The sequence below is a fragment of the Mesorhizobium sp. P3_B5 genome, from assembly GCF_056402815.1.
Genome location: NZ_JBFUGR010000004.1, coordinates 317,175 through 339,423, shown reverse-complemented (window position 1 = coordinate 339,423; position 22,249 = coordinate 317,175). Strand labels below are relative to the sequence as shown.

At 63.5% G+C, this 22,249-nt stretch carries 22 protein-coding genes; 10 read left to right on the top strand and 12 right to left on the bottom strand.

Annotation, left to right across the window (positions count from 1 at the left end; genetic code table 11):
• Window positions 1–50 precede the first annotated feature (50 nt).
• Together dhaL and AC1DVW_RS13715 are read right to left on the bottom strand one after the other, a co-directional pair.
• Complete coding sequence (gene dhaL / locus AC1DVW_RS13720) at window positions 51–692, bottom strand: dihydroxyacetone kinase subunit DhaL (protein ID WP_477323698.1); 642 nt, start codon at window positions 690–692, stop codon at window positions 51–53.
• A 26-nt stretch (window positions 693–718) separates the two neighbouring features.
• Complete coding sequence (locus AC1DVW_RS13715; protein ID WP_477323697.1) at window positions 719–1,726, bottom strand: dihydroxyacetone kinase subunit DhaK; 1,008 nt, start codon at window positions 1,724–1,726, stop codon at window positions 719–721.
• Window positions 1,727–2,072: 346 nt separating this feature from the next.
• On the opposite strand from AC1DVW_RS13715, the gene AC1DVW_RS13710 reads away from it, so the two are divergent.
• Window positions 2,073–2,516 carry a CatB-related O-acetyltransferase gene (locus AC1DVW_RS13710; protein WP_477323695.1) on the top strand — a complete coding sequence of 148 codons (444 nt, stop codon included), beginning with the start codon at window positions 2,073–2,075 and terminating at the stop codon, window positions 2,514–2,516.
• A gap of 29 nt (window positions 2,517–2,545) precedes the next feature.
• Here AC1DVW_RS13710 and AC1DVW_RS13705 read toward each other — a convergent pair whose 3' ends face one another.
• Window positions 2,546–3,493: a GlxA family transcriptional regulator gene (locus AC1DVW_RS13705; RefSeq protein WP_477323694.1), complete on the bottom strand. Its 948-nt coding sequence runs from the start codon at window positions 3,491–3,493 to the stop codon at window positions 2,546–2,548.
• An 88-nt stretch (window positions 3,494–3,581) separates the two neighbouring features.
• Here AC1DVW_RS13705 and AC1DVW_RS13700 point away from each other — a divergent pair, with 88 nt between their 5' ends.
• The 8 genes from AC1DVW_RS13700 to msuE all read left to right on the top strand — a co-directional run bounded on the left by AC1DVW_RS13700 (window position 3,582) and on the right by msuE (window position 11,430).
• Window positions 3,582–4,289, top strand: a complete 708-nt coding sequence (locus AC1DVW_RS13700) for a DJ-1/PfpI family protein (protein ID WP_477323692.1) — start codon at window positions 3,582–3,584, stop codon at window positions 4,287–4,289.
• 121 nt (window positions 4,290–4,410) lie between these two features.
• The gene (locus tag AC1DVW_RS13695; protein WP_477244286.1) at window positions 4,411–5,142 is read left to right on the top strand and encodes a FadR/GntR family transcriptional regulator; all 732 of its coding nucleotides are present in this window, start codon (window positions 4,411–4,413) and stop codon (window positions 5,140–5,142) included.
• On the top strand, window positions 5,139–6,326 hold the full coding sequence (locus AC1DVW_RS13690; RefSeq protein WP_477323690.1) for a PLP-dependent transferase: 1,188 nt from the start codon (window positions 5,139–5,141) through the stop codon (window positions 6,324–6,326). The genes AC1DVW_RS13695 and AC1DVW_RS13690 overlap by 4 nt, the downstream gene beginning before the upstream one ends.
• 30 nt (window positions 6,327–6,356) lie before the next feature.
• Entirely contained in the window at window positions 6,357–7,634 is a 1,278-nt protein-coding gene (locus tag AC1DVW_RS13685) for an ABC transporter substrate-binding protein (RefSeq protein WP_477244290.1), read from the top strand.
• Between the two features lie 195 nt (window positions 7,635–7,829).
• A complete protein-coding gene (locus AC1DVW_RS13680) occupies window positions 7,830–8,753 on the top strand; it encodes a carbohydrate ABC transporter permease (protein ID WP_477244292.1) in 924 nt (307 codons plus the stop codon).
• Window positions 8,753–9,601 (top strand): carbohydrate ABC transporter permease, encoded by an 849-nt coding sequence (locus AC1DVW_RS13675; protein WP_477323688.1) that lies wholly within the window; start codon window positions 8,753–8,755, stop codon window positions 9,599–9,601. Before AC1DVW_RS13680 ends, AC1DVW_RS13675 begins: the two co-directional genes overlap by 1 nt.
• Before the next feature lie 3 nt (window positions 9,602–9,604).
• A complete protein-coding gene (locus AC1DVW_RS13670) occupies window positions 9,605–10,672 on the top strand; it encodes an ABC transporter ATP-binding protein (RefSeq protein ID WP_477323686.1) in 1,068 nt (355 codons plus the stop codon).
• A gap of 197 nt (window positions 10,673–10,869) precedes the next feature.
• Window positions 10,870–11,430, top strand: coding sequence for an FMN reductase (msuE, locus tag AC1DVW_RS13665; RefSeq protein WP_477323684.1), 561 nt, complete (start codon window positions 10,870–10,872; stop codon window positions 11,428–11,430).
• A gap of 30 nt (window positions 11,431–11,460) precedes the next feature.
• Here msuE and AC1DVW_RS13660 read toward each other — a convergent pair whose 3' ends face one another.
• The 8 genes from AC1DVW_RS13660 to AC1DVW_RS13625 all read right to left on the bottom strand — a co-directional run bounded on the left by AC1DVW_RS13660 (window position 11,461) and on the right by AC1DVW_RS13625 (window position 20,274).
• Complete coding sequence (locus AC1DVW_RS13660; protein WP_477323682.1) at window positions 11,461–12,537, bottom strand: ABC transporter ATP-binding protein; 1,077 nt, start codon at window positions 12,535–12,537, stop codon at window positions 11,461–11,463.
• The gene (locus AC1DVW_RS13655; protein ID WP_477275234.1) at window positions 12,534–13,334 is read right to left on the bottom strand and encodes an ABC transporter permease; all 801 of its coding nucleotides are present in this window, start codon (window positions 13,332–13,334) and stop codon (window positions 12,534–12,536) included. The genes AC1DVW_RS13660 and AC1DVW_RS13655 overlap by 4 nt, the downstream gene beginning before the upstream one ends.
• A 1-nt stretch (window position 13,335) precedes the next feature.
• A complete protein-coding gene (locus AC1DVW_RS13650) occupies window positions 13,336–14,196 on the bottom strand; it encodes an ABC transporter permease (protein ID WP_477244302.1) in 861 nt (286 codons plus the stop codon).
• Window positions 14,197–14,264: 68 nt separating this feature from the next.
• A complete protein-coding gene (locus AC1DVW_RS13645; RefSeq protein WP_477244304.1) occupies window positions 14,265–15,284 on the bottom strand; it encodes an ABC transporter substrate-binding protein in 1,020 nt (339 codons plus the stop codon).
• Between the two features lie 83 nt (window positions 15,285–15,367).
• A complete protein-coding gene (locus AC1DVW_RS13640; RefSeq protein WP_477323680.1) occupies window positions 15,368–16,846 on the bottom strand; it encodes an aldehyde dehydrogenase in 1,479 nt (492 codons plus the stop codon).
• Complete coding sequence (locus AC1DVW_RS13635) at window positions 16,843–17,892, bottom strand: LLM class flavin-dependent oxidoreductase (RefSeq protein WP_477323678.1); 1,050 nt, start codon at window positions 17,890–17,892, stop codon at window positions 16,843–16,845. The genes AC1DVW_RS13640 and AC1DVW_RS13635 overlap by 4 nt, the downstream gene beginning before the upstream one ends.
• A 5-nt stretch (window positions 17,893–17,897) precedes the next feature.
• A complete protein-coding gene (locus tag AC1DVW_RS13630) occupies window positions 17,898–19,694 on the bottom strand; it encodes an alpha/beta fold hydrolase (RefSeq protein ID WP_477323676.1) in 1,797 nt (598 codons plus the stop codon).
• Entirely contained in the window at window positions 19,687–20,274 is a 588-nt protein-coding gene (locus AC1DVW_RS13625; protein WP_477323675.1) for an amino acid synthesis family protein, read from the bottom strand. Before AC1DVW_RS13625 ends, AC1DVW_RS13630 begins: the two co-directional genes overlap by 8 nt.
• A gap of 140 nt (window positions 20,275–20,414) precedes the next feature.
• Here AC1DVW_RS13625 and AC1DVW_RS13620 point away from each other — a divergent pair, with 140 nt between their 5' ends.
• Window positions 20,415–21,101 carry a GntR family transcriptional regulator gene (locus tag AC1DVW_RS13620; RefSeq protein WP_477323674.1) on the top strand — a complete coding sequence of 229 codons (687 nt, stop codon included), beginning with the start codon at window positions 20,415–20,417 and terminating at the stop codon, window positions 21,099–21,101.
• Here AC1DVW_RS13620 and AC1DVW_RS13615 read toward each other — a convergent pair.
• The gene (locus tag AC1DVW_RS13615) at window positions 21,098–22,129 is read right to left on the bottom strand and encodes a hydroxyacid dehydrogenase (RefSeq protein WP_477244316.1); all 1,032 of its coding nucleotides are present in this window, start codon (window positions 22,127–22,129) and stop codon (window positions 21,098–21,100) included. The two genes, AC1DVW_RS13620 and AC1DVW_RS13615, sit on opposite strands and share 4 nt — an antisense overlap.
• Window positions 22,130–22,249: the final 120 nt, after the last annotated feature.

The following is a 22,249-nucleotide window of genomic DNA, read 5'->3' as shown; positions in this document are numbered from 1 at the left end:
AAGCCTCTATCCTATTGTTTGAATATGATCTTTCCCGAAAGGGAGTTGGTCTATTCGGTCAAGGCGATCCGCATCGCCTCGATTACGGTTACGGCGGACGCGGCACCTGGATCCATATGGCCAAGCGAGCGCTCGCCAAGGCGGGAGGCCCGTCCCTTGGTGGCGATCATCGTCTTGGTCGCTTCCGCGCCGGCCCTTGCGGCTTCGGCTGCAGCGGCGAGGCTGCCGGCCAGCCCCCTGCCGGCGGCCAGGGCCTCGCCCGCCGCCGCGGCGGCCGGCGCCCACGCGTCGATCATCGTCTTTTCCCCAGGCTCGGCCTTGCCGCGATCCTGGATGCCTTTGGCCATGGCCTGGAACAAGGCGACCGTGTCCGCATCATCAAGCGTCGCCTTGCCTTTCACCGCTGCCGCGCCGCGCATGAATGCCGTGGCGTAGAGCGGGCCCGAGGAGGCGCCGACGGCGTTGAGGAACGACTTCGCCGCCGTATTCAGCAAGGCGGTTGGATCGGTCGCCCCAGCGTCCAATGCCGCGACCGCATCGCGGGCGGCGGAGAACCCAAGCTCCATAGCGATGCCGTGGTCCGCGTCACCGATCACGCCGTCAAGCGCGCACAGACGGTCCCGGTCGGCTGACATGGCGTCGGCGATGGTCGCAAACATGCCGGCGAGGCGGGCGCTGTCGATTCTCGTCATCTCTTGTTCCTTGCCCTTGACCAAGTTTACCCGGTGTGGAACATGGCGCAGTCGCAAGGGTGGTCCAGCATCGTCTGCAACTCGCCGTCGAGTTGGTGCAGCGTGATCGAGGCGCCGGCCATCTCCAGCGAGGTGCAGTAATTGCCGACCCAGGTTGCGTGGACGCCGACGCCGATGTCAGCCAGCCTTTGCGACAGCCGCCGGTTCATGATGTAGAGTTCCATCAAGGGTGTCGACCCGAGCGAATTGACGAGAATGGCGACGCGGTCGCCACGCGACGGCGCCATGTCCTGCAATATGTGATCGAGCATTTCGTCGGTGACTTCGTCGGCGCTTCTCAGCGGCCCGCGCGCGACGCCTGGCTCGCCATGGATGCCCATGCCGATCTCCATCTCGTCGTCGCCGATCTCGAAATTCGGCCGCCTTGTTTGCGGCAGAGAGCAAGGGGAAAGCGCAACACCCATGGTGAAGGTGTGGTCGTTGGCCTTTATGGCGATGCGCTCGCACTCGTCGAAGGACAGCATGCGGTCGCAAGCTGCACCCGCCGCCTTGAAGATGAAGAAATTGCCGGCGACGCCGCGACGCTTGTGCTTTTCGCCGCGCGGCGCGGATGCGACGTCGTCGGTGCTCAGAACCGTGCGCACTTCGATATCGTCCATCGCGGCCATTTCGGCCGCCATGTCGAAGTTCATGACGTCGCCGGCATAGTTGCCATACATGAAAAGCACGCCGGCACCGCCGCTGACCGCCTTGGCGCATTCGAGGATCGGGTCGGGAGGAGGGGAGGCAAAGACGTTGCCGATTGCCGCCGCGTCGGCGAGGCCCTTGCCGACGTAGCCAAGGAAGGTCGGCTCATGGCCGGAGCCGCCACCGATGACCAGACCGACCTTGCCGGGGCGCGGACCGTTCCTGGCAATGATCGAGCGCGGGCTGCCGGGCACGGCGTGAAGATGTCCTGGATGCGCGGCGAGGATTCCGGCCAGCATCTCGTCGACCGCTTTGCCGCCGTCGTTGATGAGCTTCTTGGTTTTCAACAAGTGTCCTCCCACAGTGCCAGTCGACCATGCCATTGCGGTCGTCAAAGGAAAAGACATGTGGCCGGCTGGCTATGTCGTTCGGGCAAAATGGTGCCAGACCACACCAACACCCGCTTCCAGCCAAGATCAGGATTGCGTTGGTGCATAGGCTGTGGATTTCTCTGATGCCGCCGGCGATCCGGCGCAAAGGGTGGGGATCCTGAAAACCATGGCTTTCAAAAGATTGCGAATATTGCTGGGGTTGAAGGATGACCCCAATTCTATCCCGCGCCACGCCAGGATTGGCCGATACTCAAAGAGCCTGCGCGGTGGATCGTTCGTGAACTGCAGCGAACAATCCCCGGTGGACATTGGCGCATTCTGCGCCATCGGGCCCGGCGTCAGGTTTTTCTGCCAAGCCAATCATCCGACGGAGACAGCCGCGAACTACGCGCTTCAGCACCAGCTGTTCAAAACCAAATCGACCTACGAGTATCTGCGAACAAACGGCCCGATCAAACTCGGCCACGATGTCTGGGTCGGAACGGATGCCATCATCCTGTCCGGCGTGACCATCGGCGACGGCGCCGTGGTCGCTGCCGGCAGTGTGGTGACGAAGGACGTCCCGCCTTACGCCATTGTCGGCGGCAATCCGGCCAAGTTCATCAGGAAGCGGTTTTCCGACGAGACAATCGCGGCGATGCTGAACATCCGCTGGTGGGACTGGCCCTTGGAAAGATTGATGCAGGAAAAGTCGGCCTTCGACTTGCCGGCCGAACAGTTCGTCGCCCGGTTTGGCGGCTGCTGAAGGGCAGTCATAGATCGTCAGCTAACGTGTTAAAAACGCTCGCGATAATCGCGCGGGTTCGTGCCGAGGACGCGCAGGAAGCCGCGCCGCATCGTCTCTTCCGAGCCGAAGCCGCAGCGGCGGGCCGTCTGGTTGACGGCCAGGCCCCGCTCCAGCATCCGCCTCGCCGCCTCGATCCGGATTTCCTCGATCGCGCGGGCGGGAGTCCGGCCTGTGGCCTCGTGATAGCGGCGCGAGAAGCTGCGCGGGCTCATATTGGCGTGGTCGGCCAACTGCGCCAGGGAGAGGTCGCCGGCCAGATTTTCGAGGATCCAGCCATGCAGCCGGTCGAAGCGCTCGTCGCCATCCTGCAGCTTGAGGGTCTGGCTGAACTGCGCCTGGCCACCGGGACGTTTCAGGAAGACAACCAACTGGCGAGCCACCGCAAGAGCCATATGCCGGCCAAGGTCGGCCTCGACGAAGGAAAGCGCGAGATCGATTCCCGCTGTCACGCCTGCGGACGTCCAGACATTGCCGTCACGAATGAAAATCGGGTCGGGTTCGAGATGGACCGCCGGAAAGCGCCGGGCGAACTCGGCGCAACGTGCCCAATGGGTAACGGCGCGGCGGCCGTCGAGCAGGCCTGCCGTAGCCAGCAGCATGGCGCCGCTGCAGACGGAGGCCGTTCGTGTGGCGTCGCGCGAGCGCCCGGTCACCCAATCTATCAGCTCGGAGTCCTCGCAGGCCGCGTTGACGCCCCATCCGCCAGGCACGATCAGCGTGTCGATCTCCAGCCCGTGCGCCGGCAGTGCCGCTGCCTCCAGCACGAGACCGGCCGATGTCCTGATCCGCGGCGAGGCGGCGACGACCGCGACCTCGTAGGGAGCTGGTTCGCTGGCCTGCATCCTGAAGTCGTTGGCGCTGGCAAAAACCTGCAGCGGCCCGCTGACATCGAGGAGCTGGACGTCGGGATAGGCAAGGATTTCGATATGGCGCATGGCGGTTTGGCTTGAAACGAGGGGTGATTGGCGATCGTGCCAAAGCATGATGCCTTAGATTGGCTGGAGTCAACCTGTGGAGATTTCCATGACCCTTCGTTTCGGCGTCCTTGTCTTCCCCAATGTCCAGCAGCTCGACCTCACCGGCCCTTATGAAGTCCTGGCCTCGGCAAAGGGCGCCGAGGTGGAGTTGATCTGGAAGGATCGCAATCCGGTGATGTCGTCGACGCGACTGTCCCTCAACCCGACGACGACCTTCGACGATTGCCCGCCTCTCGACGTGCTGTGCATTCCAGGCGGAGGAGGCGTCAACGCGCTGCTGGAGGATCAGGCCGTGCTTGATTTCGTGCGTGGGCGTGCAGCACATGCACGCTACGTCACTTCGGTGTGCAGCGGCGCCCTGGTGCTCGGCGCGGCCGGGCTGCTGAGGGGCAAGAGGGCGACGACGCATTGGTATGCGCATGACTTCCTTGCCGAGTTCGGCGCCATTCCTGTCGACGAGCGCATTGTCGAGGACGGAAATCTGATCACCGCCGGCGGTGTCACCTCGGGAATCGATTTCGGGCTGGTGCTGGTTGCAAGGCTGCTCGGACAGGCCGAGGCCGAGACTGTGCAGCTCTCGCTCGAATATGCACCGGCTCCTCCCTTCCAGTCTGGCACGCCTGCCGAGGCTTCGCCCGCTGTGCTGGCGCAGGCAAAGGAGCGCCTCTCTGGTTCGAGGCGGGTTCGCGAAGAAATGTTCGCGCGCTGGCGCAGCGCCAGTGCGGATCCTGCGCCGTCGCGCGCTCACGGCTGAACAGCACGGTCGAATGGCGTATCTCCGCGCTATTCGACCTTGCTTCATTTTGGCGGTTGACTCGCTCCTCACCCCGTGCAGAAATTGGTTGGACCATTGAACCACTTTAGGCTCAGCCGGCGTGACCGATTTCCTTCCGCCCATCCAGACGACGGCCCGCGACGATGCGGTGCTGAAGGCGTTGGCCGGCTTCGTCATGCAGGAGCAGCTGGAGCCTGGCGAGAAACTGCCGACCGAACGCATCCTCGCCGAGCGCCTCAAGGTCAGCCGCAACACGGTGCGCGAAGCGCTGACGCGCTGGGAGGGGCTTGGCCTCGTCGAGCGGCGGCAAGGCAGCGGCACTTATCTCAAGGCGGCCGTCTCGCTCGACATGCTGCACATGCCGCTGACGCTCGCCGGCGGCAATGATTTCACCGGCCTGATGCGGACATTGGAAATCCGCCGCGCGCTGGAAGCGGAAGCCGCGGCGCTTTGCGCCATCCGCGCTGACGAGGAAGACCTCGCCGAGATCGAGCGCAAGCTCGACATCATGGAAGAGGCCTTTCACACCCGCGCCGGCATGTCTTCCGAGGAAGACTGGGAGTTCCACCAGTCGATCTACCGCGCCTGCGGCAATCCGCTATTCGAGCAGATCATCGCCGCCATGCACGAACTGTTCCACCGCTTCTGGGAGCATCCGCTCGGCGTGCGCGATTTCGGCCACGCCAGCTTTCCCTACCATCGCACCATGTACAACTGCATCGCCGCGCATGACCCGGAGGGAGCCCGGGCCGAGGCGCTGAAGCTGATCGCCACCGTCGAGGACGATTTGAAGCGCGGCGCCGCCAAACTCAAACTTTCGGACCGAAAATGAACGAGCATCCGACCGGTTTTCAAATGGACTATCTCGCTGAAGCGGCGACGCTTTTGGCGCATGACGATCCGTTCCCCGGTGGCGCGGTGGTGCCGCCGATCTACCAGACCTCGCTGTTCACCTTCGCCAACTACGCCGAGATGGCCGACACTTTTGCCGGCCGGCGGCGGCAGCCGATCTATTCGCGTGGCGACAACCCGACGGTGATGGAGTTCGAGGCGCGCGTCGCAGCGCTTGAAGGCGCGGAAGCGGCGCGCGGTTTTTCCAGCGGCATGGCGGCGATCAGCGCCACGGTGCTTGCCTTCGTCGGCGCCGGCGAGCGCATCGTTGCCGTTCGCAACTGCTATGGCGACGCCTACCGGCTGTTCGAGCGGCTGTTCCCGCGCCTCAACATCAAGGTCGACTATGTCGATGGCTCCGACCCCGATGCGGTCGCGGCGGCACTGCCCGGCGCCAAGCTGCTTTATCTGGAAAGCCCGACCTCGATGATGTTCGAACTGCAGGACATCGCGCATCTGGCGCGGCTGGCCAAGGAGCAAGGCATCATCACCAGCATCGACAATTCCTGGGCCTCGCCGGTGTTCCAGAAGCCGATCTCGCATGGCGTCGACCTCGTGCTGCATTCGGCCTCGAAATATCTCGGCGGCCACAGCGATACCGTCGCCGGCGTGGTTGCCGGCTCGGCCGCCCATATCGCCCGCATCAATGAGCAGACCTATTCCTCGCTCGGCGGCAAGCTGTCGCCGTTCGAGGCGTGGCTGCTGCTGCGCGGCCTGCGCACGCTGCCGCTCAGGCTGCCGCATCACATGAAGAGCGGGCTCACCATCGCCGAACGGCTGAAGGCGCATGGCCAGGTCGAGCGCGTCAACCACCCGGCCTATTCCAACCATCCGGGCAAGGCGACACTGGCCGGCTATGCCGGGCTGTTTTCCTTCGAAGTGACCGAGGATGTCGACATTCCGGCCTTCGTCGACGCGCTGAAGTTCTTCCGCATCGGCGTCAGCTGGGGCGGCCATGAGAGCCTGGTGGTCCCGGCAAAGGCCTCGCTCGAGCAGACGCCGGGCCTGAATTCGATGGCGCGCTTCGGCGTCAGCCCCCGAACCATCCGCTTCAACGTCGGATTGGAAAGTGTCGAGGATCTTTGGGCCGACATCGCCCAGGCCTTCGACAAAGCAAAAAAATAAACGAGGCAGTTCAAAATGGGAGTACCTGACATGAAAAGACTGAGCATCATGCTTGCCACTGCCGCCGGCCTGGCAATTTCCGCCAGCGGTGCGCTGGCCGAGTCCACGCTGAAGATGGTCGAGGTCATCACCAGCCCGCCGCGCACCGAATTCTTGAAGAAGCAGATCGCCGAGTTCGAGGCGGCCAATCCCGGCGTCAAGGTCGAGCTGGTCTCGCTGCCTTGGGGCCAGGCGTTCGAGAAATTCCTCACCATGGTGCAGGCCGGCGATACGCCCGACATCGTCGAGATGCCGGAACGCTGGATGGGTCTCTATGCCACCAACGGCCAGCTCGAGGACCTTGGCCCCTACATGGCCAAATGGGACGACGCCAAGACGCTCGGCGACCGCGCCAAGCAGTTCGGCTCGACGGTCAACAACACGCAGTTCATGATCCCTTACGGCTACTATGTGAACGCGCTGTTCTGGAACAAGAAACTGTTCAAGGAGGCCGGTCTCGACGGCCCGCCGGCGACGCTCGATGAATTCGTTGCCGACTCCAAGAAGATCTCGGCGCTTCCAGGCAAATATGGCTACTGCCTGCGCGGTGGCCCCGGCGCCTTCAACGGCATGCACATGTTCATGAATATCGCTCAGGGCAAGGGTGGCTATTTCAACGAAGACGGCACCTCGACCATCAACGATGAAGGCTCGGTCAAGGGCCTGCAAATGCTGGCCGACATGTACAAGGACGGACTGGCGCCAAAGGATGCGGTGAGCTGGGGTTTCAATGAAACAGTCACCGGTTTCTATTCCGGCACCTGCGCCATGCTCAACCAGGATCCGGACGCGCTGCTCGGCATCGCCGACAAGATGAGCGCCGACGATTTCGCCGTGGCGCCGCTGCCAGTCGGGCCGAGCGGCAAATCCTATCCGACGCTGGGTTATGCCGGCTGGGCGATGTTCGCCAATTCGCAGCACAAGGACGATGCCTGGAAGCTGATGGCGACGCTGTTGTCGCCCAAGGACAATCTGGAATGGGCCAAGGAGGTCGGCGTCGTGCCGATCCACAATGGCGCCGACCAGGATGCCCACTTCAAGACCGAGCAGTTCAAGGGCTGGTTCACCGAGCTCAGCGACACGTCCAAATATGAAATGGTGACGCCGCCGACGCATCTGGAAAACCTCGGCAACTTCGTCGACCAGGTGGCGATCAAGAACTTCCAGGAAGTGCTGCTCGGCCAGAAGACGGCCAAGGAGGCGGCCGACGCATGGGCCGCGTTCCTGACCAAGGAGCAGCAGGACTGGCTGGCCAAGAACAAGAAGTAGGCGTGTAGCTTTTCCCTTCTCCCCGTTCACGGGGAGAAGGTGTCACGAAGTGACGGATGAGGGGCGGTACCATACTTTGTCTGGCTAGCGCTGCCCCTCATCTGCCTGCCGGCATCTTCTCCCCGTATAGTGACGGGGAGAAGGACGCTGTCATCGACGCTGGCTCATCCCTTTCAACCGAACGAAGCTGTCCGTATGACCTATGCCGTGTCCACAATACGACCCGCAGGCAAGCCGCGAGCGAAGCGGCTGACCCATGCCGCCATCGAGCCCTGGCTCTATCTCAGCCCGGCGATCGTGCTTCTGGTCGTGGTGCTTGTGGTGCCGCTGATCGTCGGCATCAGCTATTCGTTCCGCAAATTCTCCGCCTTCAAATCGGAATATGTCGGCCTTGGCCAGTATCAGGCGATGCTGTCCGACCAGGTGCTGGGGCAGGCGCTGGTCAATACGCTGTGGTGGACGGTTGCCAGCCTGTTCTTCCAGTTCTTCCTCGGTCTCGGCCTGGCGCTGCTGCTCGACAAACCGTTCATCGGCCGCAAGTTCGTCCAGGCTGTGGTGTTCCTGCCCTGGGCGGTGCCGTCCTTCCTGTCGGGCCTGACCTGGGCATGGCTGTTCAACCCGATCATCGGGCCGCTGCCGCACTGGCTGTTTGCGCTGGGGCTGAAGGCCGAGCCGACCAACGTCTTGTCCGATCCGGCCACCGCCATGTGGGGGCCGATCATCGCCAACATCTGGTTCGGCATCCCGTTCTTCGCCATCACGCTGCTGGCGGCGCTGAAGTCGATCCCGTCGGAACTGCATGAAGCCGCGGCCATCGACGGCGCTTCGCCATGGCAGCGCTTCAGCAAGGTGACGCTGCCGTTCCTGGCGCCGACCATCGTCATCACCGTCATGCTGCGCACGATCTGGATCGCCACCTTCGCCGACCTGATCTTCGTCATGACCGAGGGCGGACCTGCCGGCTCGACCAGCACGGTGCCGGTCTACATCTATGTCAGCGCCTTCAAGTCGCTGGACAAGGGCTATGCCTCGGCGGTGGCGGTGCTGCTGCTGGTGCTGCTGATCGTCTACGCGATCGCGCTGATCGCCATCCGCCGCTCGCTGGTGAGGCACGTCTGATGATTGCCGGACGCTCGACCTCCTCGCGCATTGTCAGCGGCATCGGCCTCTACAGCGCCATTGCCGCCTACATGATCTTCGCACTGTTCCCGATCTTCTGGACGCTCAAGATATCGGTCACGCCGGAGCGGCTGCTTTATTCCGAAGGCATCACGCTGTGGCCGTCGCAGACGACCTTCCACAACTTCATCACTGTGCTGGAAGCCTCTGATTTTCCGCGCTATTTCATGAACAGTGTCATCGTTTCGGTGTCGACGGCAGCCTTCGTCACCGTCATCGCCACGCTGGCCGGCTACGCCATGTCGCGCTTCACCTTTCGCGGCAAGGCGACGCTGGCAATCATGCTGCTGCTCACGCAGACCTTTCCGCTGGTGATGGTCATTCCGCCGATCTACCGGGTCATGGGAGAACTCGGCCTCACCAACAGCCTGGTCGGACTGATCATCATCTACACCGCCTTCAACACCGCCTTTGCCACCTTCCTGATGCAGTCCTTCTTCGATGGCATCCCCAGGGATCTCGAAGAGGCGGCGATGATCGACGGCTGCACGCGCGCCCAGGCGATGCGCAAGGTGATCGTGCCGCTGACATTGCCCGGCATGGGCGCGACGCTCGGCTTCGTCTTTACCGCTGCCTGGAGCGAGCTTTTGTTCGCGCTGATGCTGATCTCCAGCGACGACCAGAAGACGTTTGCCGTCGGCCTGCTCACCTATATCGGCAAATTCGCCGTCGACTGGGGACAGATGATGGCGGCGTCGATCCTCGCGCTGATCCCGGTCTGCATCTTCTTCGCCTTCCTGCAACGCTATCTCGTCACCGGCCTCACCGCCGGTGCGGTCAAAGGATAATCGATGGCTTCCGTCACGCTGCAACATGTCGAGAAGGACTACGGTTCGCTGCGCATCCTGCACGGCGTCGATCTCGAAATCGCCGACGGCGAATTCGTCGTGCTGGTCGGACCGTCCGGCTGCGGCAAGTCGACCCTTTTGCGCATGATCGCCGGGCTGGAAGAGGTCTCGGGCGGCGAGATCCGCATCGGCGACCGGCTGGTCAACGATGTCGCGCCCAAGGACCGCGACATCGCCATGGTGTTCCAGTCCTACGCGCTCTATCCGCATATGGACGTGTCGTCCAACATGGGCTTCAGCCTGCTCCTGAAGAAGGCCGAGAAGTCGACGATCGACACCAGGGTCGGTGCCGCCGCCAAGCGGCTCGGCCTCGACAGTTTCCTGCAGCGCCTGCCGCGCCAGCTGTCGGGCGGCCAGCGCCAGCGCGTCGCCATGGGCCGTGCCATTGTGCGCGATCCCAAGGTGTTTCTGTTCGACGAGCCGCTCAGCAATCTCGATGCCAAATTGCGTGTCCACATGCGCGCCGAGATCAAGGCGCTGCACCAGCAACTCAAGACCACCTCGGTCTATGTCACACACGACCAGATCGAAGCCATGACCATGGCCGACCGCATCGTCGTCATGCATGACGGCTTCGTGCAGCAGGTCGGCCATCCGCTGGAACTCTACGACCGGCCGATCAACATGTTCGTCGCCGGTTTCATCGGCTCGCCAGGCATGAATTTCCTGCCGGCGACGGTCGACAAGGGCGGCAAGGTGGAGGCGGTGCTGGCCGATGGCCAGAAGCTCAGATTGCCGGATGGCTTGCCGCTGAAGAATGGCGACGCGCTCACTGTCGGGCTGCGGCCGGAACATATCCAGCTCGTCGAAGACGGTGCGCTCACGGCGAAGGTTGAGGTGGTGGAGCCGCTCGGGCTGTCGACCCAGTTCTACGTCAAGATGGCGGGACAGCAGGTCTGCGTCTTTGTCATGGGGCGCAGCAATGTTCGGCCGGGAGACGTGGTGCGGCTGTCCGCCGATCCAGCGGCGCTGCATCTGTTCGATCCGGCAGGCGGCAGCCGCATCGGATAAGGGTTTCGTGCCGGTTGGACGGTTCGTGTCGCTCGCCGAAAATTGATCGCCGCCATCATCCGTTTGCGCTAACGAATGGAAAAATAGTTCGTCGTGGCGGTGCCGAAAGGCCTATCATTCCTTTTGCCGCATTCGGAAGTCTATCAAACTTGTAGACACTGAAGGCGGGCTTGCCCGTAGCAAGAAGGTGCCACAGCATGCCCAATCCAACCGTCGTCGGCTTTTCCGGCAATTTCACCCGGCCGTCCAAGACGCGCGGCTTCGTCGAACAGGTGGTGAAGGACATTGCGCGCCAGCATGGCCTGTCGGCGAGCAGCTACGACGTGGAAGATCTCGGCCCTTCGCTCGGTGGCGCCAAATGGGCACGTGACCTCGACGTGCAGGCGCGGGCCATCCTCGACAGCATCGTCAATGCCGATGTGCTGGTGGTGGGCTCGCCGACCTACAAGGGCAGCTACACCGGCCTGTTCAAGCACTTCTTCGATCTCTTCGATCCGGTCTCCTTGAAGGGCAAGCCAGTGGTGCTGCTGGCGACCGGCGGCGGCGAGCGGCATGCGCTGATCGTCGAGCATCAATTGCGGCCGCTGTTCGGCTTCTTTGAAGCGCTTGCCTTGCCGACGGCGGTCTACGCCACCGACAAGGATTTCACCGACGGAGTGCTTCGGTCGGAGCCGATCCTGAAGCGCGTCGCGCAAGCCGTGGACGAGGTCGGGCTTGTGCTCGCCCATCGCTCTGGCGCCAGGGTTGCCGCCGAATAGATTTCCGCAAAGGCCTGTCTGGTCCAACAGTCAGGCCGGGAACAGGAACGCGGCGGCCGGATCGAAAAACACCTGCCGGCGGGACTGCGCTCCATCATGCGATTGCATGGCGGCAGATGTCGGCCTGATGTCGATCTCCTGTCCGGCGGCGGTGCGCGCGACGATGCGCCGGCGTTCGCCATAGAAGGCGACATCGACGATCTCGACAGCGAGTTCCGCGCTCGCCGGCTTTCGCTCCATGCCAAACGCTTCCGGCCGGATCATCAACCTGGTTTTTTGCCCCTTCTCGAAAGCACCGTTGACGCTCACGCCGGAGACGACCGAACCGTCCGCCAGCCGGATCGTTGCCGCCCCGTCGACAGTTTCGAGATGTTCGGCGGCGAGGAAATTGGAATTGCCGATGAAGCCGGCGACGAAGTCGGTTGCCGGCCTGAGATAGAGGTCCTCACCGGTGCCGGTCTGCTCGATGCGGCCGTCCTTGAACAGGGCGATGCGGTCCGATAGATGCAGCGCTTCTTCCTGGTCGTGTGTGACGTAGAGGATGGTGACGCCGGTCTCGCGGTGGATGCGGCGGATCTCGGCCTGGATTTCCTCGCGCAGCTTCTTGTCGAGCGCCGAAAGCGGCTCATCCATCAGCAGGATAGGCGGGTCGTAGGCCAGCGCCCGGGCCAGCGCGACGCGCTGCTGCTGGCCGCCCGACAGCGCACCGGGCAGCCTGGCCGCGAAGCTCTCAAGCCGCACCAGGGCCAGCATGTCGGCGACCTTCCTCTTCACCTCGGCATCAGGCCGGCGGCGAACCCGCAGCGGAAAGGCGATGTTTTCCGCCACGGTCAGATGCGGAAACAGCGTGTAGCGCTGGAACACCATGCCGATGTTGCGCTTATGCGATGGCACGGCGAGCAGCGACTTGCCTTCCAGCTGCACATCCCCCGAGCTTAGATCTTGGAAGCCGGCGATGGCATAGAGCGTCGTCGATTTTCCCGAGCCCGACGGTCCGAGAAAGGTCAGGAATTCACCCCTGGGTATTTCAAGCGTGACGTCATGCACGGCAGTGAACGCGCCGAACGCCTTGTGCAATTTGCGGATGGAGAGGAAGGACTGGGTCATGTCTGGAACTTTCGGCGCAGCAGTGCCGTCACCACCATCAGGGCAAGGGTGAGGCCGACGAGCAGGCTGGAGGCGGCGGCGATCACCGGGCTCAGATCCGAGCGCAAGCTGCCCCAGATCTTGACCGGCAAGGTCTGCAAGGTGGGGCTGGCCATGAAGATGGCGACGACGACCTCATCCCAGGAGGCAAGGAAGGAAAAGATCGCCGCGGAAAAGATGCCGATCCTGATCGACGGCAAGGTGATCCTGAGCTTGGCCTCGAGCGGGCTGGCGCCGCAGACGATCGCCGCATCCTCGATCGACTTGTCGAAGCCTTCAAGCGCCGTAGCGATCGGGATGATCGCGAATGGCAGCGCCAGCACGGTGTGGGCGATGACGAAGCCGATCGTTGTGCCGCCGAGGCCAAGGCGGAGGAAGAAGGCGTAAATGGCGATGGCGAAGACCACGACCGGCAGGACCATCGGCGTCAGCAGCAGGCCGCGCAGGATTTCGCGGCCGCGGAACTGTCCGCGAACCAACGCGAACGAGGCGAGAAGGCCGATCACCACGGCAAGGATCGCCGTCATGGTGGCGATGCGGGCGCTGGTCAGCGCCGCCTCCAGCCAGGACGGGTCGGCAAACAGCTCCTGGTACCATTTCAGTGTCCAACCGGGCGGTGGAAAGGCCAGCCAGCGCGACGATCCGAACGACAGCAGAACGATGAAAACCACTGGCAAGAGGAGGAAGGCGGCGACCAGCGCGGTGAAGCCGAGCAGGGCAATTTTCAGCCATCCCATACGGTCGTAATCGAGCAGCATCTCAGATGCCTCCCGTCACGCGCCGGGCGCCGACAAGGCGCAGCTGCAATGCGTAGAGCGCCATGGTGACGACCAGCAGGATGAAGGCGGCGGCGCTGCCGAGCCCCCAATTGAGCAGCGACTGGATCATCTGCGCGATCATTTCGGCCAGCATCATGTTCGACGTGCCGCCGAGCAGCGCGGGGGTGACGAAATAGCCGAGAGACATGACGAACACCATCAGGCCACCAGCGGCGATGCCGGGCAGCGACAGCGGCAGGAGGATGCGGCGGAATGCCTGGAACGGGCTGGCACCGCAGAGGGCCGCGGCACGCAGCGTCATCGGATCGATCGCCCGCAAGGTGCCGACCAGCGGCAGGATCATGAAGGGCAGCATGATGTAGACCATGCCGATGGTGACGCCGATGAGATTGTTGATGAGCGGCAGCGGCTGGTCGATGACGCCAATGGCGATCAGCGTCCGGTTGATAACGCCGGTGCGCTGCAGCAGCACCATCCAGGCATAGGTGCGGGTGAGCAAATTGGTCCACATCGACAGGATGATGATGCCGAAGACGATCGAGGCGAGGGCCGCCGGCATGATCGCCAGCATCCAGGCGACTGGAAAGGCGACTAGCACGGTAACGACGGTGACGACCGCCGCAACCAGGAAGGTGTTGAAGAACACCCGCGCATAGGTGCCGTCGCCCAGCAATGTCGCGTAGTTCTGCAGGCCGGGCGCTGGCTCGGTGACGCTGCGCAACAGCAGGGCCAGCACCGGGACGGCGAAGAACAGCGCAATCAGGATGAGCGCCGGCAGCAGGCCACCGAAGCCTGCCGGCATCCTGAAAGCTCCAAAGCTCTGACGCGTTTCGACCGACATGGCGGGAACCTGTTTGTGGGACGAGACAGCCTGCGCTGTCTCGTCCCGTTCTGTTGCGGCAGCAGCCGTTACTTCGCCTGCCAGGCGTACCAGCGCGTGGCGATGGCGTCGCGATTTTCGGCCCAATAGTTCATGTCGAGGTTGATCTGTCCGTCGACATGGGCGTCCGGCAGCGACTTCACGACGTCCGCCGCCATCTCCGCCTTGGCCTTGGTGTTGATCGGCGCATAGCCGCTGGCTTCGGCAAACTTTGCCTGGCCGGCCGGGCTGCTCGCCGCAGCCAGGAACTTCATCGCCGCATCCTTGTTCTTGGCGCCCTTCGGCACCACCAGAACGTCGGCCGCCGTCAGGTTCTGGGTCCAGGACACGCCGACATCGGCTTCGTCATGCTGAAGCGCAAAGACGCGGCCGTTCCAGAGCTGGCCGAAGGCCGCCTCGCCGGAAGCGATCAACTGCTGCGACTCCGCGCCGCCGCCCCACCAAACAATGTCCGACTTGATGGTGTCGAGTTTCTTGAAAGCGCGGTCGAGATCGAGCGGATAGAGCTTGTCGGCGGGAACGCCGTCGGCCAGCAGTGCGATCTCGATGACGCCGGGCGCCGACCATTTGTAGAAGGTGCGCTTGCCCGGGAATTTCTTGACGTCGAACATGTCTGCCCAGCCGGCAGGCTCGCCCGAAACGGCGCCCTTGTTCCAGGCGAGCACGAAGGAATAGTAGAAGCTGCCGACGGCATGGTCGGTGGTGAAGCGCGGATCGAGGTCGGCCTTCGGCACAGCAGTGAAATCGATCGGCTCCAGCAGGCCGTCCTTGGCCGCCTTGATGGCGAAATCCATCTCGACGTCGACGACATCCCAATTGACGCTGCCGGCGTCGACCATGGCCTTCAGCTTGCCGTAGTCGGTCGGACCGTCCTGCAGGACCTTGATGCCGGATGCGGCCGAGAACGGTTCCGCCCAGGATTTGGTCTGCGCTTCCTGCGTCGTCCCACCCCAGCTGGTGAACACCATTTCCTCGGCCTTGGCGGCCGTCGTTGCCAGAACTGTTGTTGCCAGAAGTCCGGCAAGGATGCCGGTGAAGATCAGTTTCATGTCGTTCTCCTCTGTTTGTTTTCGTTGTTGGCTGTTCGCGATCGGCGTTTTCGCCTTGATCGCGAATCCCCGGCCTGCGGCGGCTACCGCATGACAAAAGGATCGGGAATTGGGTCGTCCGAGGTGCGTATCCAGACCGATTTCGAACGGGTGTAGTCGCGGATCGCGTCCATGCCGCCTTCGCGGCCGAGACCGGACTGGCCGTAGCCGCCAAACGGCACTAGCGGCGAGACGGCGCGGTAGGTGTTGATCCAGACCACGCCGGCGTGGATGCCGCGCGCCATGCGGTGCGCCTTGGCGAGATTGGTGGTGAAGACGCCGGACGCCAGGCCGAACTTCGTATCGTTGGCCAGTGCCAACGCTTCGGCCTCGGTGTCGAAGGCCAGCGCGCTCAGCACCGGGCCGAAAAGCTCTTCGCGCACGCAAGCCAGGGTCTGATCGGGTACCTCGATGATCGTCGGGGCATAGTAGAAGCCATCCGCCTTGCCTTCAGGGCGTTTGCCGCCTGTGACCAGCCGGCCGCCGGCGGCGAGGCTTTCGGCGACGGTCTTTTCGATCCATTCGCGCTGGCGCGATGTGGCAAGCGGCCCCATTTCGGTGGAGGAATCCTGCGGGTCGCCAATTCTGATGGCTTCTGCTTTTTGCTTGAGCCGGGCGAGAAACTCGTCCTTAACCGAGCGCTCGACCAAGAGCCGCGAGCCGGCGACGCAGCTCTGGCCGGTGGCGGCAAAAATGCCGGCGACGACGGCGTTAGCCGCACTTGCCAGATCGGCATCGGCAAACACCACCACCGGGCTTTTGCCGCCGAGTTCCAGCGTGGTGTAGGCGAGGTTTTCCGCCGTGTTCCTGACGATCTGCCGGGCCGTCGCCGGGCCGCCGGTAAAGGCAACGCGAGCGACCAGCGGATGGCCGGTCAGGCGGTGTCCGCAATCATGGCCGAAGCCGGTCAGGATGTTGACGCTGCCGGCGGGAAATCCGGCTTCGTGGACGAGTTCGGCGAAGGCAAGCAGCGGGGCGGGGCCGTCCTCCGACGCCTTGAGGACGACGGTGCAGCCGGCGGCCAGTGCCGGCCCGAGCTTGACGGCCGACAGGAAGAGCTGCGAATTCCACGGCACGACCGCGGCAACGACGCCTATCGGCTCGGGCCGTATCGTCACCTCCATATCCGCCTTGTCGATGGGGACGAACGAGCCTTCGTGTTTGTCGGCCAGCCCGCCATAGTAGCGGTAGTAGTCGCCGACATAGGCGATCTGGGCGCGGGTCTCGCGGATGATCTTGCCGGTGTCACGTGTCTCCAGCTGCGCCAGCCGGTCGGCATTGGCGACGACGAGGTCGCCGAGCCGCACCAGAAGCTTGCCGCGCGCCGTTGCCGTCATCGCAGCCCATGGGCCGGAGCGCAGCGCCCGGTGGGCGGCCTCGACGGCGCGGTCGACGTCGGCGGCTGAAGCGGCGGACATCTTTGCCCAAGGGGCGCCAGTCGACGGGTCGATGCTGTCGAAGGTTGCGGCGGCCTCCACGAACTGGCCGTCTATGTAGTTCCTGAATTCGCCGGTGCTCGTCACGCGCGCGGTCCCTGGAAGGCCGGCATCACCCTGTCGATGAACAGCTGCAGCGATCTCTTCTTGCGCTCATGCGAAAGGCCGCTGTCGATCCAGATCGAATACTGGTCGTAGCCGAGCGCTTCGTAGGCCTTGAGCCGGGCGATCACCTCGTCGGCTTCGCCGATCACCAGATTCTGCCTGATCTTGTCTGGCGCATATTGCGGCATGGCCGCAATCTCGGCCTCGGTCAGCGCTTCCAGCACGCCCTGGCGCACCGGCTTCTTGTTCTGGAACCAGGCGCCGAACTGGCAGTAGAATTTCGACAGGTCCTGCGTCAGGCGATCGGCGTCGGCGGCGTCCTCAGCGACGAAAGTGTGCATCAGGAGCATGATCTCGGGCCTTGCGATTTCGGGATGAGCGTCACAAGCCGTGTTGAAGCGCTCCATCAGGCTCACCACTTCGCCATCGCCGGAGGCGAGCGGCGTCACCTGCACATTGCATTTGTTGGCCACCGCGAAGTCATGCGAGTTGGGGTCACGCGCCGCCACCCAGATCGGAGGATAAGGTTTTTGCAACGGCTTGGGCGACGAGGTGGTCGACGGGAATGACCAGAACTCGCCGGAGAGTTCGAAATCGCCGTCCCACAGGCCACGGATCGCCGGCACCATCTCGCGCATGCGCTGGCCCGCGCCCCATGCCTCGAGCCCGGGGAAAAGCCGCTGGTACTCGTAGCTGTAGGCGCCGCGCGCAATGCCGATATCGAGCCGGCCGCCGGTGATGACGTCGGCCATCGCCGCTTCGCCGGCAAGCTTGATCGGGTGCCAGAACGGCGCGACGATGGTGCCGGTGCCGAGCCGGATGGTGCTGGTCTTTGCGCCGAGATAGGCGATGTTGATGAACGGGTTCGGCGAGATGGTGAACTCCATCCCGTGATGCTCGCCGATCCAGGCGGTTTCGAAGCCTGCCGCCTCGGCCTGCAGGACCAGATCCTCCAGCTCGGCAACAAGCTCGGAATGCGGCTTGGCCAAATCCGAGCGCTCCATATGGACGAACAGCGAAAATTTCATCGGCGTCACCTGCGACCAGTAAGAGCTTGGGAAGACGCAGCCCTGGCGAGCGGCCGGACTTCGCCTTCGACCTCGTTGCCGACATAGACGCCAAAAGCATCTTCCGTGCGTTCGCGGACATAGCGGGTCAGCATGGAACGAACCGCGGGATCGGCGATCCTGAGATCGGCGATATGGTCGATGTCGACAAGCCGGGTCTGGCGATCACCGGGACTGGGTGCGGTGACCGTTCCCCGGTAGTAGACGTGCGAGCGCGACGGATCGGCTGCGTCGTCCCACACCGCAAACAGGAAGCCGAGCTGTGCGTCGACGGCCTTGGCGGCGAGGCATCCCTTGAGGCTGCGGGCATCCCTGGGCGAGCCCAGCCCGCGACCCGCCGGCAATTCGTGGAAACCGTCCGGTGTTTCGAAGAACAGCACGCGACCTTCATTTTCGAGGATGGCGCCGACTTCGGTCCCATGCGGTGCTGCCGACAGCGCCTCCTGGCTGAGGCCCGGCGTGACATAGGTGCCGCGGCAATAGCCGAGAGGCTGCGCGCCATTGTGGGTGAAATCCCGGACGCGGCCGATCAGGATCGAATGGTCGCCGGCGTCGACCAGTTGCTCCATGCCGCAATCGAACACGGCAACGGAACCGTCGATCAGCGGGTTGCCGGTTTGCCCGGATTGCCAGGCAACGGAAGCGAATTTGTCGGCGGCCTTGGAGGCGAAGATGCCGGATTCAGCCTTCTGGCTCTCCGACAGGATGTTGATCGCGAAACCTCTTGAGGTCGAAAACGCGCTGTGCCCCAACGCCTTCTTGGCGATGCAGACAAGCACCAGCGGCGGCTCGAGCGAAACCGAGGTGAAGGAGTTGGCGGTGAAGCCGCGCGGCTCGCCTTCCGCACCGATCGTGGTGACGATGGTGACACCGGTCAGGAACGAGCCCAGCGCCCGCCTGAATTCGCCGGCGTCAAATGCAGGAGCCGTCTCCAGCCTGGCGGCAGCGTCTTTCTCCGCATCGAGAAACGCCATGATGTGTTGAGTCACTTTTTCTGGCGAAGCGATTGTCATCATGTGCCTTTCGCCGCTCAGCACGAGGCATTGGCCGCGTGGTGCAAGCCGAGCCATCGCCGCCGACATGGCGGGAGTGGAATTCCTGTCTTCCGATCCGGTCATGAATAGTGCCGGCGCTGCGAGCTCGGCCAGCCGATCGACATGCTGGGTATCGGCGTGAGCAAACAGGCGGTAGGTGCGCGCGTAGCCCTCGGCGTCAACGCTTTCCAAGGCCGTGCGCGCCATGTTGGCCGCGCCAGCCAGACTGGCCGGCAGCGGGTCGCCGAACCAGCGGGCAAGCGTTGCGGCTATGGCGGAAGGGACGCCGTGAGAGCCGAGCGCGGCGGCGCGTTCGCGCACGGCCTGCGCCAGTGCCTCAGGGCGACGGAACACGCCGTTGAGACAGACCACGGAGCCGACACGCGACGGTGCGCGCAGGGCGACTTCGAGAGCGACCAGCGCCCCCATGGAATGACCGACGATCGATACCGAGGCGAGACCGAGATGATCGAGCAGGCGGATCGCCTGATCGGCAAAGTCAGACAGCGCGGCGTTTTCCGGCGGCAAAGGCGAATTGCCATGGCCGAGCATGTCGATGGCGATCAGATCGTGGCGATCCTTCATCAGATCGATCTGCGCCTGCCAGATCGCGGCATTCATGCCGACGCCATGAATGAGCAGAACCGGCGTGCCGGAGCCGGCACGGATGAAGCCGGTTCCGTCCGGAGCCGTGTCCCGGACCCATAGAGGGGCGGCGGCGTCAGCCATGCAGATCCCCGACCTCCTTGAGGTCCTGATAGCGGTCGCCGATGCGATGATGTGGGCGCCCGCCAATGGAGGCGCCGAGCGCCACCACCAGTTCGTCCGGCGCCGGCGCATCGCCGATCTGGAAATGCACGGTCAAATAATGCGAGCGGCGGCCTTCGTCATTCTTGTCCATCAGTGGGATCATGATCGGCGTGTTCGGCCCGCCACGCAGATTGGTGAAGGCGAGATAAGTCTTGGCGCCGACCGCGCGGCGGTAGTGATTGCCGAAATGCAGCGTATGGATCAGCGCTGACGCGTGCTCGATTTCGCCTGAGGTGCCACAGATGGCCGCCTTGCCGTAGCCTTCGATGGCCTCACCCGAACCGGCGACAGCGATGATCTCGTGGGTCAGCATTTCGCCAAGGATGGGAGCGATGGCGCGGATCTCGGGTGAAAGATCCTCGATGAACCCGCGCCCCGCCCAGGGGTTCGTCAGCACAGCCGCTACACCGATCAGTCGCAGCGGCTGTGGCGCCGCCTTGCCGCCTTCAATCAGCGTGTTTTCGACATAGGTGACGATCTTTCGAATGGCCGGTTTCATCAAAATCCTCGGTCGGATGGCGCGGTTCAGCGCCGTCATCTCTATCGCGTCTTATGGTATACCATGCTATGGAGCGCCAAGAACCTTGTCAACCGGTCATGGAATCTGTTTTGTGGCGATGCGAGGAGGCGGAGAAAAAAATGTCAGACGACACGCTGCGGATCGACCGCTCTGCCAAGACGCTGCGGACGCTGGCGGTGGAGCGCATGCGCGAGGCGATCATGGACTTTCATTTCCAGCCCGGCGAAAGGCTGGTCGAACGGCCGCTTTGCGACCAGCTCGGCGTAAGCCGTTCGGTCGTGCGCGAAGTTCTGCGGCAATTGGAGGCGGAAGGCCTGGTGCAGATGATACCGGGCCACGGCCCCGCCGTGGCCAAGCCGGATCTCGGCCGCACCGACGAAATCTATGAATTGCGGGCGCTGCTGGAGGGCATCGCGGCGCGGGCTTGTGCCATGTCGGCAACAGATGAGCAGATCGCCTTGCTCGATGGCGCCTTGACCATTCTTTTCGAAGCGTGGGCATCAGCCGTGCCGGTCGCGGTGATGCGGGCGACAACCAGATTCTACGAGGCGCTGTTCGAAGCGGCCGACAAGCGCATTGCCTGGGAAATCGTCACCGGGCTGAATGTCCGCATCAACCAGCTGCGTTCGATGACGATCGCCTCAGAGAACCGCCGCGAGCCGGCGATCGCCGAAATGACCGAAATCATGGACGCCATCCGGTCGCGCAAGCCGGAGGAGGCGGAAGCGGCGGCACGGCGGCATGTCGAATCCGCCTGGCAGATCGCCCGCAACACGCTTGGGCCGGGTACTCTTGCCGCTGGCTAGTTCTTGTCGACCGGTTTCGAGCGCATGCGTGAAACCGTCTCGCGTTCGGCGCGCTTGGAGCGCAGCGGCGGGAGGCCGCGGTCGATCAGGTCCATGTCCTCCAGCACCATGTCGCCCATGCGCTTGAAGGCGATGTCGAGTGCGCCGGCGCGGTGCGCGGAGCGCAGGAAGCCGGGCAGGGTACGCACAGGGTGGTCTTGCCCCAGCGGTTCTTCCGGAAAGACATCGCTGGCCGCGACGATATGGCCGCTCTTCACCGCGTCCATCAATGCGGGAAAATCGACGACGCCGGCGCGGCTGAGCAGGATGAAGGCAGCACCCTTGCGCATGCTGGCGAAGGCGTCTGCGCCGAGAAAGCCCTGATTTTCTGAGGTCACGGAAGCGACGACGAAGATGAAATCGCTGGTCGACAGGACGTCGTCGAGCGAGGCCGGCTCGACGCCATTGTCGATCAGGATCGACGGCGGCAGCCATGGGTCGAAGACTTTTGTGCGGGTGCGGAAGCCTGTGAGCAGCCGGTTCAGCGCGCGGCCGAGATCGCCGAAACCGACGATGCCGACATCGGCGCCCGAAAGCAGCCGTGCCGTCTGGTTGCCGTCGCCGCCCCAAAGCTCCTTGCCCTGCCGGAAGGCGAGGTCGGCGTCGACGATGTTGCGGGCGAGGTTGAGCGCCATGGCAAGGCCAAGCTCGGCGACCGGCTCGGCGAAGACTAGGCCCGTGGTGACGACATGGATGCCGCGTGCAAACAGCGTCTCGTAGGGCATGTTGTTGAGGAGATTGGTCTCGACATTGAAGACGCAGCGCAGCGCCTTCATTGTCTCCAGCGTCTGCGGCGTGATCGGCGGTTGGCCAACGATGTAGCGGGCTTCAGCCAACACATCGGCCGGCAGCGTCGCCACGCCGTCGGGCGTCGTCTCGACAATGCGGTATTTCGCCCGAAAGCGCGCCAGCTGCGGTGGCGTGAAGATCAGGTCGAGCGTGCGTGGTTCGGGCGCACTGATGACCAGCGGCAAGGCGCTGTTGGACATGGCAATTCCTCCCGGCGCGATCCGCACCGCGCCACTCGAAACAAACTCTTACCTTGGATTAAACGATTTACAACTGCGAAAAATCGATTTATCCATTCACACACGGGACAAGGTGCAAGG

Bases quoted from the DNA above. Each gene is read 5' to 3' on its own strand.
- dhaL (WP_477323698.1), bottom strand. From the start codon at position 692: ATGACGAGAATCGACAGCGCCCGCCTCGCCGGCATGTTTGCGACCATC.
- msuE (WP_477323684.1), top strand. From the start codon at position 10,870: ATGCCCAATCCAACCGTCGTCGGCTTTTCCGGCAATTTCACCCGGCCG.
- AC1DVW_RS13620 (WP_477323674.1), top strand. From the start codon at position 20,415: ATGTCAGACGACACGCTGCGGATCGACCGCTCTGCCAAGACGCTGCGG.
- AC1DVW_RS13650 (WP_477244302.1), bottom strand. From the start codon at position 14,196: ATGTCGGTCGAAACGCGTCAGAGCTTTGGAGCTTTCAGGATGCCGGCA.
- AC1DVW_RS13670 (WP_477323686.1), top strand. From the start codon at position 9,605: ATGGCTTCCGTCACGCTGCAACATGTCGAGAAGGACTACGGTTCGCTG.
- AC1DVW_RS13690 (WP_477323690.1), top strand. From the start codon at position 5,139: ATGAACGAGCATCCGACCGGTTTTCAAATGGACTATCTCGCTGAAGCG.
- AC1DVW_RS13700 (WP_477323692.1), top strand. From the start codon at position 3,582: ATGACCCTTCGTTTCGGCGTCCTTGTCTTCCCCAATGTCCAGCAGCTC.
- AC1DVW_RS13680 (WP_477244292.1), top strand. From the start codon at position 7,830: ATGACCTATGCCGTGTCCACAATACGACCCGCAGGCAAGCCGCGAGCG.
- AC1DVW_RS13625 (WP_477323675.1), bottom strand. From the start codon at position 20,274: ATGAAACCGGCCATTCGAAAGATCGTCACCTATGTCGAAAACACGCTG.
- AC1DVW_RS13645 (WP_477244304.1), bottom strand. From the start codon at position 15,284: ATGAAACTGATCTTCACCGGCATCCTTGCCGGACTTCTGGCAACAACA.
- AC1DVW_RS13685 (WP_477244290.1), top strand. From the start codon at position 6,357: ATGAAAAGACTGAGCATCATGCTTGCCACTGCCGCCGGCCTGGCAATT.
- AC1DVW_RS13660 (WP_477323682.1), bottom strand. From the start codon at position 12,537: ATGACCCAGTCCTTCCTCTCCATCCGCAAATTGCACAAGGCGTTCGGC.
- AC1DVW_RS13630 (WP_477323676.1), bottom strand. From the start codon at position 19,694: ATGGCTGACGCCGCCGCCCCTCTATGGGTCCGGGACACGGCTCCGGAC.
- AC1DVW_RS13705 (WP_477323694.1), bottom strand. From the start codon at position 3,493: ATGCGCCATATCGAAATCCTTGCCTATCCCGACGTCCAGCTCCTCGAT.
- AC1DVW_RS13635 (WP_477323678.1), bottom strand. From the start codon at position 17,892: ATGAAATTTTCGCTGTTCGTCCATATGGAGCGCTCGGATTTGGCCAAG.
- AC1DVW_RS13675 (WP_477323688.1), top strand. From the start codon at position 8,753: ATGATTGCCGGACGCTCGACCTCCTCGCGCATTGTCAGCGGCATCGGC.
- AC1DVW_RS13655 (WP_477275234.1), bottom strand. From the start codon at position 13,334: ATGCTGCTCGATTACGACCGTATGGGATGGCTGAAAATTGCCCTGCTC.
- AC1DVW_RS13615 (WP_477244316.1), bottom strand. From the start codon at position 22,129: ATGTCCAACAGCGCCTTGCCGCTGGTCATCAGTGCGCCCGAACCACGC.